Source organism: Curtobacterium sp. NPDC090223 (genome assembly GCF_044746585.1).
Taxonomy (GTDB): domain Bacteria; phylum Actinomycetota; class Actinomycetes; order Actinomycetales; family Microbacteriaceae; genus Curtobacterium.
In genome coordinates, this window is sequence record NZ_JBIVCN010000003.1 from 325314 (window position 1) to 341940 (window position 16627).

At 70.6% G+C, this 16627-nt stretch carries 15 protein-coding genes and 1 tRNA gene; 11 read left to right on the plus strand and 5 right to left on the minus strand.

Annotation, left to right across the window (positions count from 1 at the left end; genetic code table 11):
- The first annotated feature begins 190 nt into the window (after positions 1–190).
- From ACIPJY_RS09015 to ACIPJY_RS09055, 9 genes are all read left to right on the plus strand, one after another.
- A complete protein-coding gene (locus ACIPJY_RS09015; RefSeq protein WP_400462190.1) occupies positions 191–1456 on the plus strand; it encodes an aspartate kinase in 1266 nt (421 codons plus the stop codon).
- Between the two features lie 23 nt (positions 1457–1479).
- On the plus strand, positions 1480–2532 hold the full coding sequence (locus tag ACIPJY_RS09020; RefSeq protein WP_400462193.1) for an aspartate-semialdehyde dehydrogenase: 1053 nt from the start codon (positions 1480–1482) through the stop codon (positions 2530–2532).
- 94 nt (positions 2533–2626) lie between these two features.
- Positions 2627–4114 carry a malate:quinone oxidoreductase gene (locus ACIPJY_RS09025; RefSeq protein WP_400462196.1) on the plus strand — a complete coding sequence of 496 codons (1488 nt, stop codon included), beginning with the start codon at positions 2627–2629 and terminating at the stop codon, positions 4112–4114.
- A 48-nt stretch (positions 4115–4162) separates the two neighbouring features.
- Positions 4163–5314 carry an Rv2578c family radical SAM protein gene (locus ACIPJY_RS09030; protein ID WP_400462199.1) on the plus strand — a complete coding sequence of 384 codons (1152 nt, stop codon included), beginning with the start codon at positions 4163–4165 and terminating at the stop codon, positions 5312–5314.
- 155 nt (positions 5315–5469) lie between these two features.
- Positions 5470–6684 (plus strand): sensor histidine kinase, encoded by a 1215-nt coding sequence (locus ACIPJY_RS09035; RefSeq protein ID WP_400462202.1) that lies wholly within the window; start codon positions 5470–5472, stop codon positions 6682–6684.
- Positions 6681–7832: a hypothetical protein gene (locus ACIPJY_RS09040; protein ID WP_400462205.1), complete on the plus strand. Its 1152-nt coding sequence runs from the start codon at positions 6681–6683 to the stop codon at positions 7830–7832. Before ACIPJY_RS09035 ends, ACIPJY_RS09040 begins: the two co-directional genes overlap by 4 nt.
- A complete protein-coding gene (locus ACIPJY_RS09045; RefSeq protein WP_400462208.1) occupies positions 7819–8520 on the plus strand; it encodes a helix-turn-helix transcriptional regulator in 702 nt (233 codons plus the stop codon). Before ACIPJY_RS09040 ends, ACIPJY_RS09045 begins: the two co-directional genes overlap by 14 nt.
- On the plus strand, positions 8520–9152 hold the full coding sequence (locus tag ACIPJY_RS09050) for a thymidine kinase (RefSeq protein ID WP_400462210.1): 633 nt from the start codon (positions 8520–8522) through the stop codon (positions 9150–9152). The genes ACIPJY_RS09045 and ACIPJY_RS09050 overlap by 1 nt, the downstream gene beginning before the upstream one ends.
- A gap of 75 nt (positions 9153–9227) precedes the next feature.
- Positions 9228–10268 carry an LLM class flavin-dependent oxidoreductase gene (locus ACIPJY_RS09055; RefSeq protein WP_400462212.1) on the plus strand — a complete coding sequence of 347 codons (1041 nt, stop codon included), beginning with the start codon at positions 9228–9230 and terminating at the stop codon, positions 10266–10268.
- 165 nt (positions 10269–10433) lie between these two features.
- Here the strand turns inward: ACIPJY_RS09055 and ACIPJY_RS09060 are convergent, their stop codons facing one another.
- The 5 genes from ACIPJY_RS09060 to ACIPJY_RS09080 form a co-directional block, all read right to left on the minus strand.
- Positions 10434–11063, minus strand: coding sequence for a response regulator transcription factor (locus tag ACIPJY_RS09060; RefSeq protein ID WP_400462215.1), 630 nt, complete (start codon positions 11061–11063; stop codon positions 10434–10436).
- Positions 11060–12085, minus strand: a complete 1026-nt coding sequence (locus ACIPJY_RS09065) for a sensor histidine kinase (protein ID WP_400462218.1) — start codon at positions 12083–12085, stop codon at positions 11060–11062. The genes ACIPJY_RS09060 and ACIPJY_RS09065 overlap by 4 nt, the downstream gene beginning before the upstream one ends.
- Positions 12086–12218: 133 nt before the next feature.
- Positions 12219–12292, minus strand: a tRNA-Pro gene (locus tag ACIPJY_RS09070).
- Between the two features lie 104 nt (positions 12293–12396).
- A complete protein-coding gene (locus ACIPJY_RS09075) occupies positions 12397–13353 on the minus strand; it encodes a metallophosphoesterase (RefSeq protein ID WP_400462221.1) in 957 nt (318 codons plus the stop codon).
- Positions 13350–15914 (minus strand): transglycosylase domain-containing protein, encoded by a 2565-nt coding sequence (locus ACIPJY_RS09080; protein ID WP_400462224.1) that lies wholly within the window; start codon positions 15912–15914, stop codon positions 13350–13352. Before ACIPJY_RS09080 ends, ACIPJY_RS09075 begins: the two co-directional genes overlap by 4 nt.
- Before the next feature lie 50 nt (positions 15915–15964).
- On the opposite strand from ACIPJY_RS09080, the gene ACIPJY_RS09085 reads away from it, so the two are divergent.
- Together ACIPJY_RS09085 and ACIPJY_RS09090 are read left to right on the plus strand one after the other, a co-directional pair.
- Positions 15965–16123: a DUF4177 domain-containing protein gene (locus tag ACIPJY_RS09085; protein WP_017888699.1), complete on the plus strand. Its 159-nt coding sequence runs from the start codon at positions 15965–15967 to the stop codon at positions 16121–16123.
- The gene (locus ACIPJY_RS09090) at positions 16120–16581 is read left to right on the plus strand and encodes a RidA family protein (RefSeq protein WP_400462229.1); all 462 of its coding nucleotides are present in this window, start codon (positions 16120–16122) and stop codon (positions 16579–16581) included. The genes ACIPJY_RS09085 and ACIPJY_RS09090 overlap by 4 nt, the downstream gene beginning before the upstream one ends.
- Positions 16582–16627 lie beyond the last annotated feature (46 nt).

Genomic DNA, 16627 nt, shown 5'->3' on the forward strand with positions numbered 1-16627 from the left:
AGCGCCGAGCGCCGAGCGCCGAGCGCCGAGCGCCGCACGCCGCGCGCCAGACGCCAGGCATCGAGCCCCCGCGGTGGCCCACGCAGGATCGTTGCGTGGACACCCGCCCACACGCAACATCCCCGAAACACCGTCTACGATTGTCGAAGCCGCGCTCGGTCGCGGACCCGTCCTCCAGGAGTACCCGCCCGTGGCCTTGATCGTGCAGAAGTTCGGTGGATCGTCCGTCGCGGACGCCGAGAGCATCAAGCGCGTCGCGAAACGGATCGTCGAGACGAAGAAGGCCGGCAACGACGTCGTCGTGGCGGTCTCCGCGATGGGCGACACGACCGACGAACTCGTCGACCTCGCGCACTCGGTCACCCCGATCCCGGCCGGCCGTGAACTCGACATGCTCCTCACCGCGGGGGAGCGCATCTCGATGGCGCTGCTCGCGATGGCGATCAAGAGCCTCGGCGTCGAGGCCTCCTCGTACACCGGCAGCCAGGCGGGCATGCTCACCGACGCCCAGCACGGCAAGGCACGCATCGTCGACGTCACGCCGAAGCGCGTCCGCGAAGCGCTCGACGCCGGACACGTGGCGATCGTCGCCGGTTTCCAGGGGTTCAACCGCACGACCGGCGAGATCACCACCCTCGGCCGCGGCGGTTCCGACACGACCGCGGTGGCCCTCGCCGCCGCGCTCGACGCCGACGTGTGCGAGATATACACCGACGTCGACGGCATCTTCTCCGCCGACCCCCGTGTCGTCCCGAAGGCGCGCAAGATCGACCGCATCACGAGCGAGGAGATGCTCGAGCTCGCGGCGTCCGGCGCCAAGGTCCTCTACATCCGTGCCGTCGAGTACGCCCGTCGGCACGGCGTCACCCTCCACGTCCGATCGTCGTTCAGCAACGCCGAGGGCACCATCGTCTACAACCCTGCGAAGGGGGAAACCGTGGAAGAACCGATCATCACCGGCATCGCCGGAGACCTCTCCGAGGGCAAGATCACCGTGGTCGGCGTGCCCGACCAGCCGGGCAAGGCGGCCGAGATCTTCACGATCGTGGCCCGCTCCGGTGCGAACATCGACATGATCGTGCAGAACGTGTCGGCCGCCTCGACCGGACGCACCGACATCTCCTTCACGCTGCCGAAGGACCAGGGCCAGAACGTCCTGACCGCGCTCGGCGTCGCGAAGGCGGACATCGGGTTCGAGAGCATCCAGTACGACGACCAGATCGGCAAGCTCGCCCTGGTCGGGGCCGGCATGCGCACGAACGCGGGCGTCTCCGCCGAGCTCTTCCGCGCGCTGCACCAGGCGTCGATCAACATCGAGATGATCTCCACCTCGGAGATCCGCATCTCGGTCGTCACCCGGGCCGACACCCTCAACGACGCGATGCGCGTCGTGCACGAGGCGTTCGGCCTCGACGCCGACAACGAAGCCGTCGTCTACGCCGGCACCGGCCGCTGAGCCGCACGGAGCAGGAGCACAGCATGTCTGACCTCACCATCGCCGTCGTCGGCGCCACCGGCCAGGTCGGCGCCGTGATGCGCCGTCTGCTCGAGGAGCGCGCGTTCCCCGCCACGACCGTCCGCTTCTTCGCGAGCGCCCGGTCCGCCGGCACGACGCTGCCCTTCCGCGGCGAGCAGGTCGTCGTCGAGGACTCCGAGACCGCCGACCCGTCCAGCATCGACATCGCGCTGTTCTCCGCGGGTGCCACCGCCTCGCGTGCGCTCGCGCCGAAGTTCGCCGCGGCGGGCGCGCTCGTCATCGACAACTCCAGCGCCTGGCGGATGGACCCCGAGGTCCCGCTCGTCGTGAGCGAGGTCAACCCGCACGCCATCGACCAGGCGGGCAAGGGCATCATCGCGAACCCGAACTGCACGACGATGGCCATCATGCCGGTCCTCAAGGTGCTCGACGCCGAGGCCGGCCTCCGTCGGCTCGTCGCCACCACCTACCAGGCGGTCTCGGGTTCGGGGCTCGCCGGCGTCGACGAGCTGCTCGGCCAGGCGAAGGCCGCGCTCGAGCAGGACACGGCACGCCTGACCCACGACGGTTCCGCCGTGACGTTCCCCGACCCGGTCAAGTACGTCCGCCCGATCGCCTTCGACGTCGTCCCGCTGGCGGGCAGCATCGTCGAGGACGGCCTGGGCGAGACCGACGAAGAGAAGAAGCTCCGCAACGAGAGCCGCAAGATCCTCGAGCTCCCGGACCTGCTCGTCGCCGGCACGTGCGTCCGCGTGCCGGTGTTCACCGGGCACTCGATCTCGGTGAACGCCGAGTTCGCCGAGCCGCTGTCCGCGGAGCGCGCCACCGAGATCCTGGCGAGTGCGCCGGGGGTCGAGCTGTCGGACGTCCCGACGCCGCTGCAGGCGGCCGGGCAGGACCCGACCTTCGTCGGCCGCATCCGCGCCGACCAGTCCGCGCCCGAAGGGCACGGCCTGGCGCTCTTCGTCAGCAACGACAACCTGCGGAAGGGCGCAGCCCTGAACGCGGTGCAGATCGCCGAGGTGGTCGTCGCGCGTCGCGTCGTCGCAGCGTGAGGACGTCCTGACAGGAGGCCCGGTGCCAGCTGGCACCGGGCCTCCAGTCCGTCGTGTTGCCCGCGCTGTCAGCGCGCGCCGGTAGGATCGTCGGGTGGCAGTGAAGCAGGTGGACCCCATCGACGTCGTCCTCGTCGGGGGAGGGATCATGAGCGCGACGCTCGGCGCGATCATCCACCGGCTCGAGCCGAGCTGGAAGATCCGCGTCTACGAGCGCCTCGGCAGCGTGGCGCAGGAGTCCTCGAACCCGTGGAACAACGCGGGGACCGGGCACTCGGCCCTCTGCGAGCTGAACTACACGCCAGAACTCCCCGACGGCCGCGTCGAGATCACCAAGGCCGTCAACGTCAACGAGCAGTTCCAGGTGTCCCGCCAGTTCTGGTCGTTCCTGGTGGAGACCGGCACGCTGCCGGACCCGTCGAACTTCATCAACCCGACGCCGCACATCTCCTTCGTCTGGGGTGCGGAGAACGTCGAGTACATGCGCGCCCGGTACGACGCGATGAAGGACCACCCGCTCTTCGCCGGCCTCGAGTTCAGCGACGACGCCGAACAGATCCGGAAGTGGGCACCGGCGCTCATCCCGAGCCGCAAGAAGGACCAGCCGATCGCGGCGACCTACTCGGCGGCCGGCTCCGACGTCGACTTCGGTTCACTCACCCGGCAGCTCTTCGACCAGCTCGAGGTGGACGGCGTCGAGTTCGAGCCGAACCACCAGGTGACCAGGATCAAGCGCGGCAAGGAGTTCGACGGCTGGGCCCTCGACGTCCGTAACGAGGTCGGTCGCTCGACGCAGAAGATCGCCGCGAAGTTCGTCTTCGTCGGCGCCGGCGGCGGAGCCCTGCAGCTGCTGCAGAAGTCCGGCATCCCGGAGATCCGTGGGTACGGCGGCTTCCCGGTGTCGGGCGAGTTCCTCCGCACCGACGACCCCGAGGTCGTGCAGAAGCACGCCGCCAAGGTCTACGGCAAGGCCAGTGTCGGCGCGCCGCCGATGTCGGTGCCGCACCTGGACACCCGGATCGTCGACGGCAAGGCGTCGCTGATGTTCGGTCCGTACGCGGGGTTCAGCCCGAAGTTCCTCAAGCAGGGCTCCGTGCTCGACCTGTTCCGCTCGATCCGGCCGCACAACCTGCGCCCGATGCTCAGTGTCGCGTTCTCGAACTTCGACCTGGTGCGGTACCTCGTCGGCCAGCTGCTCGCGTCGAAGTCGACCAAGTTCGACGCGCTGAAGGACTTCATGCCGGCCGCGCAGCCGGGCAACTGGCACAAGATCATCGCCGGGCAGCGCGTCCAGGTGATCAAGCCCGACAAGGACAAGGGCGGGGTGCTGCAGTTCGGCACCGAGGTCATCACCGCGGCGGACGGCTCCATCGCCGGCCTGCTCGGGGCCTCCCCGGGGGCGTCGACCGCGGTGCCGATCATGCTCGGACTGCTGCGCAAGTGCTTCCCGGACCGCTGGGACCGCTGGGAGGACGCCGTCCGGGTGATGGTGCCGACGTACGGCAAGGACCTCGGTGACGACGCCGCGCTCGCGGACGCGACCCTCGAGCGCACGGCGAAGGTGCTCGGCCTGCACCACTGACCCCACCGTCGCCTTGCGTTGCATTCGAACGTGTGTTCGAATGAGGGCATGCGATGGGACGGACGGGCGATCGACGCGTCGGGTGCTGACATGCTCCCCGGGCTCGAGTCGAACAGCGGGTTCGTCCGCAGCGTGACGACCCCGGAGTTCGCGGGTGTGACCTTCCACGAGGTCCTGGCGAAGTCGGCGCTGAACCGGGTCGGCGCCATCGACGGCGGCACCTGGGGGATGACGATCAACCCGTACCGGGGGTGCTCGCACGCCTGCGTGTACTGCTTCGCACGGCCGACGCACACGTACCTCGAGTTCGACGGCGGCGCGGACTTCGACCAGCAGATCGTCGTGAAGACCAACGTCGCCGACGTCCTGCGCCGTGAACTCGCGAAGCCGAGCTGGGACCGCCACCCGGTCGCGCTCGGCACCAACACCGACCCGTACCAGCGTGCCGAGGGCAAGTACCGCCTGATGCCCGGCATCATCGCCGCCCTGGCGGACTCCGGGACGCCGTTCAGCATCCTCACCAAGGGCACGCTCCTGCGGCGGGACATCCCGGCGCTGGTCGCGGCGTCGGAGCGCGTCCCGGTCGACCTCGCGATGTCGATCGCGGTGTACGACGACGACCTGCAGCAGTCCGTGGAACCGGGCACGCCCACCACCACCGCCCGCCTGGCGACGGTCCGGGCGGTGCGTGACGCCGGTCTGTCGTGTTCGGTCTTCCTGATGCCGGTGCTGCCGTACATCACGGACACCACGACCCACCTCGACGACGCCATCGGCCGTGCCGCCGCTGCGGGGGCGACGAGCGTGATGTACTCCGCCCTGCACCTGAAGCCGGGTGTGAAGCCCTGGTACATGGAGTGGCTCGCGCGCACCCACCCGGACCTGGTCGGGCGCTACCGGGCGATGTACCTCGACAACACCTACCCGCCGAAGGACTACCGGCGGTGGCTCGGCGAGCGGATCCGTCCGATCATGCGCGCGCACGGGGTCGGTCTGGGGCGCGTCGACCCGGCGACGGGCTCGATGGGGTTCAGCGACGGCAACGACCCGACGTCCGGCCCCGGCAGCGACCGGGCCGCCGGGGTCTCGCCGCTGAAGCGCGCAGATCGGACATGGGACGCCCGACACGACGTCCGGACGCAGGCGCTCGCGCCGGCGGGTCGCCCGCGGATCACGAACGGCGTCCCGACGCTGTTCTGAAGACCGCTCGGTCCGCGTTCGGGGGACATCGGCGCCCGGCGGCTGCCGGTATCATCGAGCCTGTCGTCGCCCGGTGCCCGATCCGGGGTACACGGCCTCTCGGATGGTGGTTGGATCGTGGGCGGCGCTCCCTGGCTCCCGGAAGGACCACCACCGTGCTCGGCATCCCCACGCATCTCGCTCCGCGAGTGAACGCGTGGTCGACGGTCCGGGCGTTCCACGCTGCGGCGATCGGCTCCCTCGGGGCTGCGGTCGTCGCGCTCGTGCTGTTCCGGATCGCGGACCCCGACGTGCACGTGGTCGGTGCGGTGCTCGCGGTCGTGCCCATGCTCGGCATGATCGGTGTCCACGTGCAGTTCGGGACCTGGCGCTCCGCCGTCGCGTTCCTGGTCGTCGGCGGGGTGTGCGCCTGGTGGTTCGCCCTGGTCGTGCAGCGGGAGATCCCGGTTCCGTGGGTGACCTCGTACCTCGTCTCGCTCGTGGTGGTGCCGCTCGTGCTCGTCGGTGGCGCCGGCGCCGTGCCCGGCCGTGTCGTGCTCTGGTCGATCGCCGGGCTCGTCGTCGGGCGGCTCGCCACGGTGATCGCGACCCTGCAGTCCGGCGGTCCCGGCCACCCCCTGGTCCTGGCCTGGGTGACGCTGGCCTTCGTGGCCGCCATCGTGCTCGCGGCCGGACGGAGCACGGCCAGGTCGCAGCGCGTCCAGCCGGAGCTCCTGCGGTCCGCCCGCGAGGAACACGTCTCCGCCTACCGTGCCCGCGTCGAGGCCGAGGCCTCCGCGATCCTGCACGACACCGTCCTGAACCACCTCGGTGCGATCGCCCTCGCCCCGGACGGCCCCATGGACGAACAGCTCGCCCGCACGGTCGAGGCCGACGTCGCGATGCTCACGGGCAAGGAGTGGCTCGCCGCCGCACCGGCCCAGGCGTCCGGCGCCGCCGAGCAGGCGTTCGAGCACGTCATCCAGGAGCACCGTGCACACGGGCTCGACGTCAGCGTCACCGGGGACCCGTCCGTGCTCGCGCGCCTCGAGTCGACGTCGGTGACGGCACTCGTCCGCGCGGTGGGGCAGTGTCTGGCGAACGTCCGCAAGCACGCCGAGACCGACTCCGCCGAGGTCAGCGTGTTCGACGACGGCGTCGCCTGCACCGTGATGGTCGTCGACGACGGTCGCGGGTTCGACGAGCAGGAGACCGGCGCGGACCGCATGGGCCTCCGCAACTCGGTCCGCGAGCGCATCGGCCGGGTCGGCGGTGACGTCCAGGTGTGGTCGTCGCCCGGCACCGGCACCAGCGTGATGATGTCCGTGCCGTACGCGGCGCTGACCGGTTCGGTCCAGACGCCGAGCCACGGCGACGGGGCACGGTCATGACCGGGCGGACCGCGCAGCAGTACGACCCGCTCGGCGTGATGGGGTCCCGGCCGCTGGCGGTCGTCCTCGGCGCGCTCGGCCTGGTGTGGGCCATCGTCGTGTCCGTCTTCGACCGGGACGTCGTCGGCAGCCCGACGCTCAGCGCGCTCACCGTCCTGCTGCTCGCCGCCTCCACCGCGGTGGTCGTCACGGCCTCGAGCCCGTTCCGCGCCCCGTTCCCGCGCTGGGCGTTCGTCGCGCACATCGCCCTGCTCGGGGTCGCCGCCGTCACCAGCGTCGCGTCGCAGTGGGGGCCGGACCGCAGCGCACTGAACGACTTCATGTCCCTGCTCACCGCGACGGGCATCGTGATGGTCGCCCCGTACCGGCCGTGGGTCGACCTCGTGGTGGGCGGCCTCGTCCTCGCGGTGATCGACGGCCTGGCCTGGGGCTTCGCGGCGTCGGTGTTCCCGCACGACGTGCCGCTGTCGGTCTCGGCGTTCCTCGCGGCAGCGCCGACGCTGGTCCTCACCGCGGCGTCCGGCGTGTTCGCCCGGACGTTCGGCGGGCTGGCCGAGCGCGTGCAGATCCGGGCCGGCTCCTACTCGGTCGAGCGTGCCGAACGCGACGGCATCGCGGCGAGCGTGCAGCAGGACCGCTCGACGATCCTCGCGCGGGACGTCGCCCCCTTCTTCGCCGAACTCCGCACCCGCGAGACCATCACCGACGCCGACCGCGCCAGGGCCCGTGCGATCGCGGACGGCATCCGAGGGGTGATGGTCGCCGACGCGGACCGGACCTGGTTCGAGCAGTCGGTGCGCGCCGAGGGCGGTGCGAACGCGGTCGTCGACGACCCGGACGGCCTCATCGCGACCCTCGACACCGACCAGCGCACCGTCGTGCGGACGTTCGTGCGGGCGGTGCTCCGAGCCAGCACCGTGGACCCGGCGGGGTTCCGCGCCACGATCACCCGTGATCCCGACACCGACCCCGACGTCGGCGTCGCCCGCGTCCGGGTCGCGCTCGACGTCGCCGTCGCGGACTCCGACATCGGCATCCACCGCACGTTCGACCCCTACTTCGCCGTCCTCCGCGTGACGTTCCCCGACCTCGACGTCGCCGTCCGACCATCGTCCCTCGCACTAAGGTTCTCGTATGACCAGCACTGACCCGAACAGGCTGACGGAGGGCTCACCCGCCCTGCCGAACCCCGGATCACGCCGGGTCCGTCTGGCCATCCTCGACGACCACGAAGTGCTGCTGGACAGCCTGTCGAGCTGGATCGCCGTCAACGCCTTCGACTTCGACCTGGCCCTCACCGCGCACTCGTGGCTCGAGATGGTGCACAGCGACAGCTTCCCGACCGACCTGGTGTTCCTGGACTTCCAGCTCAAGGAACCGGTGTCGATCGAGGCCCGCGTCCGCACCTGCCGTGCTGCCGGTGCGAAGGTCATCGTGCTCTCGAGCCTCGACACCCGTGAGTCCCGCGACCGCGCCCTCGCCGCCGGCGCCGCGGCCTTCCTGTCGAAGTCGCTCCCCATGCGCGAGGTCATGGACGTCGCCCGAGACGTGATGGGCGTCGAGCGGGAGACCCCGGCGCAGCGCGAGTGGCGTCCCCTGCCGACCGGCGCGACGGCCCACCAGCGGCCGAAGCTCAGCCACGGCGAGGAAGAGGCACTGCGGCTGTACGTCTCCGGCTACTCCACCAACGAGGTCGCCTCGCAGATGAACGTGCAGTACGAGACCGCGAAGACCTACCTGCGGCGCGTCCGCGAGAAGTACGCCAAGGTCGGTCGTCCCGCGTCGAAGAAGTCCGACCTGATCCGTCGTGCGGCGGAGGACGGCTTCCTCTCCTAGTGGCGAAGCTGTACTTCCGCTACGGGGCGATGAACAGCGGCAAGAGCACCGGGCTGCTGCAGGCCGCGTACAACTACGAAGAGCGCGGGCACCGGGTGCTCCTCGCCAAGCCGTCCGTCGACACCAAGGGCGACCGGGAGATCGTGTCCCGGCTCGGCGTCACGCGGCAGGTCGACATCGTGTTCGCCGCCGAGGACGACGTCCGCGCAGCCGTGACCGCCGCGGGTGCCGTCGACCCCGTGTCGGACCGGCTCGACGGCATGGTCCGCTCGGTGAGCTGCGTGCTCGTCGACGAGGCGCAGTTCCTCAGCCCGCGCCAGGTCGACGACCTGCTGCGCATCGCCGTGCTCGACGAGATCCCGGTGATCGCGTACGGCATCCGCACGGACTTCCGGACCGAGGCGTTCCCCGGCAGCCGGCGGCTCCTGGAGCTCGCGCACTCCCTCGAGGAGCTGAAGACGATCTGCCGCTGCGGACGCAAGGCGGTCTTCAACGCGCGCAAGGTCGACGGCCGCTTCGTGTTCGACGGGTCGCAGGTCGCGATCGACGGGGTCGACGTCGAGTACGAGTCGCTCTGCGCGAACTGCTACCTGACCGAGTCCGGTGGGCGTCTGGACGGCGACCTGGCCTGACGGGGCCGACCCGGGCCTCCCGTCCGGGTCGCCGCACCGCGGAATGGACGCGGGCCGGTCGACGTTGGCGACCACATGAGCGACGCATCCGTGCACCTGTCCGTCCTCGACCTGGCCACCCGCGAGTACGGCCAGTCCAACACCGAGGCCCTGCAGGGCTCCATCGACATGGCGGTGCACGCCGAGAAACTCGGCTACGAGCGGTTCTGGGTCGCCGAGCACCACGGCATGCCCGGCATCACCTCGTCGGCCCCCGCCGTGCTCCTGAGCGCCGTGGGCGCCGCCACGAGCACCATCCGCATCGGCTCCGGGGGTGTGATGCTCCCGAACCACGCGCCGCTCGTCGTCGCCGAGCAGTTCGGCACGCTCCGGGCGCTCTACGGCGACCGCGTCGACCTGGGGCTCGGCCGCGCGCCGGGCACGGACGGCGCGACCGCGATGGCGCTCCGCCGCACCGACCGACTCGACGTGGACGACTTCCCGGAGCGCCTGGCGGACCTGATCGGGTTCTTCACCGGGATGGACGCCACCAACCCGCTCTCCCGCATCCGCGCGGTGCCGGGCTACGGGGACGTGCCCGAGTTCTGGCTGCTCGGGTCCTCCGGGTACAGCGCGCAGGTCGCCGGCGCGCTCGGCATCTCGTTCGCGTTCGCGCACCACTTCGCCTCGGACAACACCGAGGCGGCGCTGGCGCTGTACCGCGACTCCTTCCGTCCGTCGCGGTTCCGGTCGGAGCCGAACGCCCTCATCGGCGTGCAGGTCGTCACGGACGAGGACCCGTCCGTCATCGAAGAGCAGAGCGCACCCGGCATGATCTCGTTCATCCGGATGCGGCAGGGCGCGAAGCCCGAGCCGGTCTCCATGGACGAGGCCCGCGCGTACGAGTTCTCGGACCTCGAGCGCCGGTTCATCGCGGCGCGGACCGAGCGGCAGGCGTACGGGTCCGCCGAGCAGGTCGCCGACAAGATCAACGCGCTGCTGGAGTCCACGGGCGCGAACGGCGTCATCGTGGCGCCGGGTGCGGCACAGGCGCGGTACCGGCACCAGGCGCTCGACGTCGTGGCGTCGCTGCACGAGGCGGGCCGCCTGGTGCGGCCGTCGGTCGCGGTCGGCTGACGCGGGCGCGGCGTCGCCGCGCGCTGCTCGCGTGCTCGCACGCGCTGCTCGCGCGGTCCGGATCGGATTCGCACAACCGGAACCCGGTCGCACCACGGGATCGCGTGGTGCGACCGGCTTTCGGTTGTGCGCCGTCCGGCCACCGCCACGGCCGGGAGGCTCGGGTCAGCTGAGCAGACCGAGTCGCGTGGCCGTCGCCACGGCCCCGACACGACTGGTCACGTCGAGCTTCCGGAACACGTTGTAGACGTGGCGCTTCACCGTCCCCACGGCGAGGCCCAGGTCGCCGGCGATCTCGGCGTTCGAGCGCGCGGCGGCGATCAGGCGGAGGACCTCGACCTCGCGGTCGCTGAGCGGTGACCCGGCCCGGGCGTCGGTGACCACGTCGACGGGGAACGTCACGGCCGACGCCGGGCCGGTGCTCGCCCGCACGATGCGTTCGACGAGTTCACGGCTCGGGGTGTCCTTCGTCACGAAGTCGACCGCGCCGGCGTCGAGGAGCGCACGGCGCAGGACCGCGTCCCGGTGCATGGTCAGGACGACGACGGCGATGCCCGGGTGGTTCCGTCGCACGGTCGCGATGGTCGTGCGGGCAGGGGGACCGTCGAGCTCGACGTCGAGGAGCAGCACGTCGATCGCCGCGGCCTCTGCGCCGTCGAGCACGTCGGACGGGCGTTCCCCGTGTGCGACGACGCGGATGGTCGGGACGGACGCCAGGATCGTGGCGAGGCCCTCGCGGAAGAGCCGGTGGTCGTCGACGATCGCCACGTGGGTGATCGTGCCGGCGGCGCTCACAGGGCGCTCCGCGGGACCACGAGCGTGACGGTGGTCCCCGTGCCCGGCGTGCTCGTCACGTCCAGGCCAGCGCCGATCAGCGCGGCGCGCTCCCGCATGGTGGACTGACCGAGGCGCCCCTCGGCGTGCACGGCGTCGTCGAACCCGGGGCCGTCGTCCTGCACGGTCACCGTCACGGCGTCGGCGTCCCAGTCGAACCGGACGCGCACGTCGGCGTCGCGTGCGTGCTTCCACCAGTTCGTCAGCGCCTCGAGGAGGATCGTCAGCGCCTCCTCCGCCCGCCAGTTCACCAGGACCCCCGGCGTGCCGTGCGAGGCGATCGTGACGCGCTCGGTGTCCGGGAACAGGTCGGCCACGTGCCGCGCGAGCGCGGCGTCGAGCAGGTCGTCCCCGACGCGGGCGTGCAGTGCGACGGCGAGGTTCTGCACGTCGCCGAGGGCACGTCGGAGCTGCGCGGCCGCCGCCTCGAGCTGGGCGGTGCGCTGCGGCGCCGGGGGATCGGTGAGCAGGGCGAGGTCGATGCGCTGCAGGCCGGCGAGGATGCCGTGCGCGACGCGGTCGTGCAGGTCGCGGGCGATGTGTGCGCGGGAGTCCAGGTTCGCCGTCGTGACGCGTTGGCGGAGCGCTTCCGTGTAGGCGACCGCCCCGGCGGGGAAACGGCTCCAGATGCCCGCGTGGAGCGCCCTGGAGGCACGGAGGAGCTCGGCGGCGGTGCTCGCTCGCACCTCGTCCACGAAGACGGGCAGGTACTCGTCGAAGAGCACCTCGGCCGCGAGCATCGCGCCGGCGGGGTGCTGCATGTGCTCGGCGTGCAGCGCTCCGGTCGCCAGGTGCTCGTCCGCGAGGAGCTGGTCGCTCGTGATCGAGGTCTCGTCCCCGGCTGCGTAGCGGTGGTGGGCGTCGGTGAGCATCGACGTGACGTTCTTGAACAGGCTCGCGGCCATCACCGGGTCGTCCCGGAGCTCGGGGAACATCGCACCGATGCGCTCGAGGACGGGGGCGAGGTGGTCCGGGATCTGCATGGCGGCTTCAGGCTAGCGGGGGAGCCGTCCGCGCACGTCACCGTGCCGTGCCGTGTGTCCTCGGACGTACGTCCCCGAACGGGCGCCGGGAACGGCGAAGGCCCGGATCCGTGTGGATCCGGGCCTTCATCTGTCGGGGTGACAGGATTTGAACCTGCGACCTCCTCGTCCCGAACGAGGCGCGCTACCAAGCTGCGCCACACCCCGAGGTGTGTTGGCCGCTCCGTGAAGCGACCTGCAGAAGTCTAGCGGATGTTCGGGGGTGCTCACGCCACTTCCTGATCGGCCGGGCGAGTCGCCTCCGGATCCGGTCAGACGGTGCGGGCGGTGAGCGTGACGACGACGGCCTCGGGCCGGACGGCGAACCGCACCGGCGCGTAGATCGACGTGCCGAGCCCGGCGGAGACCTCGAGCCACGACCAGTGCGTCCGGTCCTGCCAGCGGTGCAGTCCGCTGGCGTAGGCGCGGGGGAGGTCGCAGTTCGTGACGAGCGCGCCGACCCCGGGGACGGCGACCTGGCCGCCGTGGGTGTGCCCGGCGAAGATCACGTCGGCACCCTGTCGAACGAAGGCGTCGAGCACCCGGCGGTACGGGGCGTGCGTCACGCCGATGGACACCGGCTCGGGGCCGCTCTCGTCTTCGGACCACGGGACGTCGCCGCGCATCTCGTCGACGTTCGTCGGGAGCAGGTCGAGGCGGTCCCAGTCGCGGTGCGCGTCGGAGGTGCCGAAGAGTTCGAAGCGGGAGCCGCGGACCTCGATCGCGTGTGCCTTGTCGTTGAGGTCGAGCCACCCGAGCGACTCGAAGAACGCCGTCTGCCGTTCGACGTCGAGGTCGACCGGCTTGGCCTTCGCGTGCATCGTGCTCGGTCCACCGAAGTACTTCAGCGGATTCCGGGGAGCGGGGCCGTAGAAGTCGTTCGAGCCGTACACGAACGCGCCGGGGACGCCGCGGAACGGCTCGAGCGCGTACTCGACCGCGGCGTTCGCCGTCGGGTGGCCGAGGTTGTCGCCGGTGTTCACGACGAAGTCGGGCTCGACCAGGCTGAGGTCCCGCAGCCACTGCTGCTTGTCGGCCTGCCACGGGGCCATGTGGATGTCCGACAGGTGCAGGACGACCACGTCGCGGGAGCCCGGCGGCAGGACCGGCACGGTCTCCCAGCGGATCCCGAAGCGTCGCCGCTCGACGAGCGATCCCCACGCGGCCGTCGCCGCACCGGTGACCGCCCCGGCTGCCAGGACGCCGAGTGCGGCGCGACCGCGCGTCACTTGCAGTTCTCCGGGGCCTTGCCGTCCTTGTCGCCGAAGAGGGTCACGGTGACCTGTGTGGACTTCGCGGCGTTCGTCCCCACGCCGGGATCGACCGAGGCCACCCGGCACTCCTGCTTGCCGTTGCCCTTCTGGTACGAGTCGGACACCGCCACGTTCGTGAAGCCCGCGTCACCGAGCTGCGAGCGTGCATCACCGGCGGACTTGCCGGCGACGTTCGGCACCGTGGCCTGCGAGCCGTCGGTCGTGTAGACCGTGACGCTCGAACCCTTCGACAGGAGCGACCCCGATGCGGGCGACGTTGAGGACACCGTGCCGGCGGTCCCGCCACCGGCCTGCGTGCCACCGTCGACGTACGTGAAGCCCGCGGCGGCGACGAGCGAGCGTGCCTCGTCGGTGGTCTTCCCGGCCAGGTTCGGCACGGCGATGCTGTTGCCACGGATCGCCGTCTGGGTCGGTGCCGGGAACGCGCCGGCCGGGTGGAGCTGGTTGATCGGGGTCATCGCCTGGCGCCACACGTCGGCACGGTTGCTCGCGTAGGAGCCGCCGCCCGCACCGCTGTAGTAGTGGCGCAGGTTCGTGTGCGCGCCGTCCGTGTTGCCCTGCCAGTACGCGGTGGCGACCTTCGTGCTGCCGCCGACGAGCCAGATCTGCTCGGCCTCGTCGGTGGTCCCGGTCTTCGCGAACAGCTCGGTGCCGTCAGCCGTCTGGGCGCCCACAGCGGTGCCGTACTGGACCGTGCCCTTGAGGGCGTACGCAGCGGTCGCGGCCACGCTCGGGTCGAGGACCTGCTTGCACTCCTTCGGCTGACCACCGAGGCTCTTGCCGTTCGCATCCGTGACGTTGTCGATCGCGATCGGCTTGCAGTACGTTCCGCCGTTGGAGATCGTCGCGTACGCCGAGGCCATGGTGAGCGGCGCGATGTTGTTCGTCCCCAGGATGGAGGACGGGTAGGAGTTGAGCTCGGTCTTCTCGTCCGCGGAGTGCACACCGAGGTCCTCGGCGGTCTGCTTGATGTCGCAGAGGTCGAGTTTGGACGCCATCGAGGCGAACGCGGCGTTCACTGAGAGGGCCGTCGCTCGGGCCACGGTGTAGTTGCCCGACTCGCCAGCCGAGTCGTTCTTCGGCCCGTACGCCGTGTAGTCCGGCGATCCGCAGTGTGTCCACGACGTGATGCTGCGCGGTGTCCCACTGACAGTCTCGTTGAGGCCGTGTCCGTCCTTGAGCCAGTCGAGCAGGGTGAACAGCTTGTACGTCGACCCGGTCTGGAAGCCGATCGACCCGCCGTACTCCTTGTCGACGCTGTAGTTGATCGACGTCGCCGTGGCCGGGGACTGGATCGACTGGTCGTAGTCCTTGTTCTGCGCCATCGTGAGGATGCGGCCGGTGGACGCCTCGACGGAGTCCATCGCGGCGCCGAGCTTGAAGCGGGTCTCGGTGTTCGGGTCGTACGTGTTCAGCAGCGTCTTCTGCTGCCCGTTCAGGTTGATGTCGAGCGTCGTCTGGATCTTGTAGCCGCCGTTGCGCCACGCGGTCGCGCGCTCCTTCTCGGAGCCCCCGAGCTGCGACATCTGCTTGACGACCTTGACCGCGTAGTCACAGAAGAACTGCGCGCCGTTGCCCGCGGCCGCCTGGCAGCCCTGGCTCGGTGCGGTGAGGTGCACGTAGTCCGCCGGCTTCGACGCCACGGCGGTGTCGTACTGCTCCTTCGTGAGGTGCTTCTGCGCGTACATCGACTTGAGGATCACGTTGCGACGGGCGACGTTGGCGTCGTAGTACTTCGGGTCGGAGAGGTTGCGGGTGTTCGGCGATTGCACGATCGCCAGGATCGAGGCGGCCTCTTGCGGGGTGAGGTTCGTCGCGTCCTTGTTGAAGTAGTGCTGCGCCGCGGCCTGCACGCCGTAGGTCTGGTCGCCGAAGTACGCGATGTTGAGGTACCCGGTGAGGATCTCCTTGTGCGTGTACTTCTTCGCGAGGCCGATCGCGAGCTTCATCTCCTCGAGCTTGCGGGGGATGGTCTGCTCGACGGCGTCGTTGTAGGCCTTCTCGCGCTCTTCCTGCGTGGGGAGCTCGAGGGCCTGCTGCATCTTGATGTTGCGGACGAGCTGCATCGTCAGGGTGGAGCCACCGCCCGACTCGCCGAGTCCGCCGGCGACACTGCCGACGCCCGCGCGGACGAGTGAGGTCATGTCGACCCCGCCGTGCTGGTAGAAGCGCTTGTCCTCGCCGTCGATCGCGGCGTTCTTCAGCTGGTCGCTGATCTGGTCGAACTTGAGTTCCTGGCGGTTCTGGTCGTAGACCGTCGCCAGGTGCACCGGCTTGTTGTTGGCGTACGCGTAGATCTCGTTGCGCTGCGGCAGGTCACCGATCTCGATGTACTCGGGCAGCGACTCGAACACACCGATGGTCGACGTCGTGGTGACACCGGCGACGGCGATGGCCGGGGTGACACCGATGGTGACCAGCAGGCCGGCGAGCACGCTGAAGCCGACGAATCCGATGAAGGCGCCGACTGCAGAGACGGGCTTGGTCCGCGAGGCAGACGTCTTCTGGGCAGACATAGGATGCAGCCTAAACGACACCCACGACTGAAAGGCTGGCAAGGAACCGCATGACTCGCTGGGAGTACTTCACCACGCCCTTGATGATCCACAACACCACCGCGATCCTCAACAACTACGGGGACGAGGGCTGGGAACTGGTCCAGATCGTCACCGGTCCCGAGGGTGGCCTCGTCGCCTACCTGAAGCGCCCGAAGGCCGACGCATGAGCGTCGCGGACCGCCTGCAGGAGCTCGGGCTCGAGATCCCGGCCGTCGCAGCGCCCGTCGCCGCGTACGTCCCGGCGGTCGTGACCGGGCAGTACGTCTACACTGCGGGCCAGCTGCCGTTCGTCGACGGCGCGCTCCCCGTCACCGGCAAGGTCGGGGCGGCCGTGGACGCGGAGACCGCGACCGGGCAGGCCCGTCAGGCGGCGCTCAACGCCCTGGCCGCCGTGCAGTCGGTCGCCGGCTCGCTGGACCGCGTGGCCCGGGTCGTCAAGGTCACCGTGTTCGTCGCGTCCGACCCCGCGTTCACCGGCCAGCCGGGTGTCGCGAACGGCGCGTCCTCGCTCGTCGGGGACGTCTTCGGCGACGCCGGTGTGCACGCGCGGAGCGCGGTGGGTGTCGCCGTGCTCCCGCTGGACGCGCCGGTCGAGGTCGAGCTGGTGGTGGAGCTGACCGCCTGACGGCGGTGACCGACGCTGCACACGTGAGCAGGGCCTCCAGGCTGTC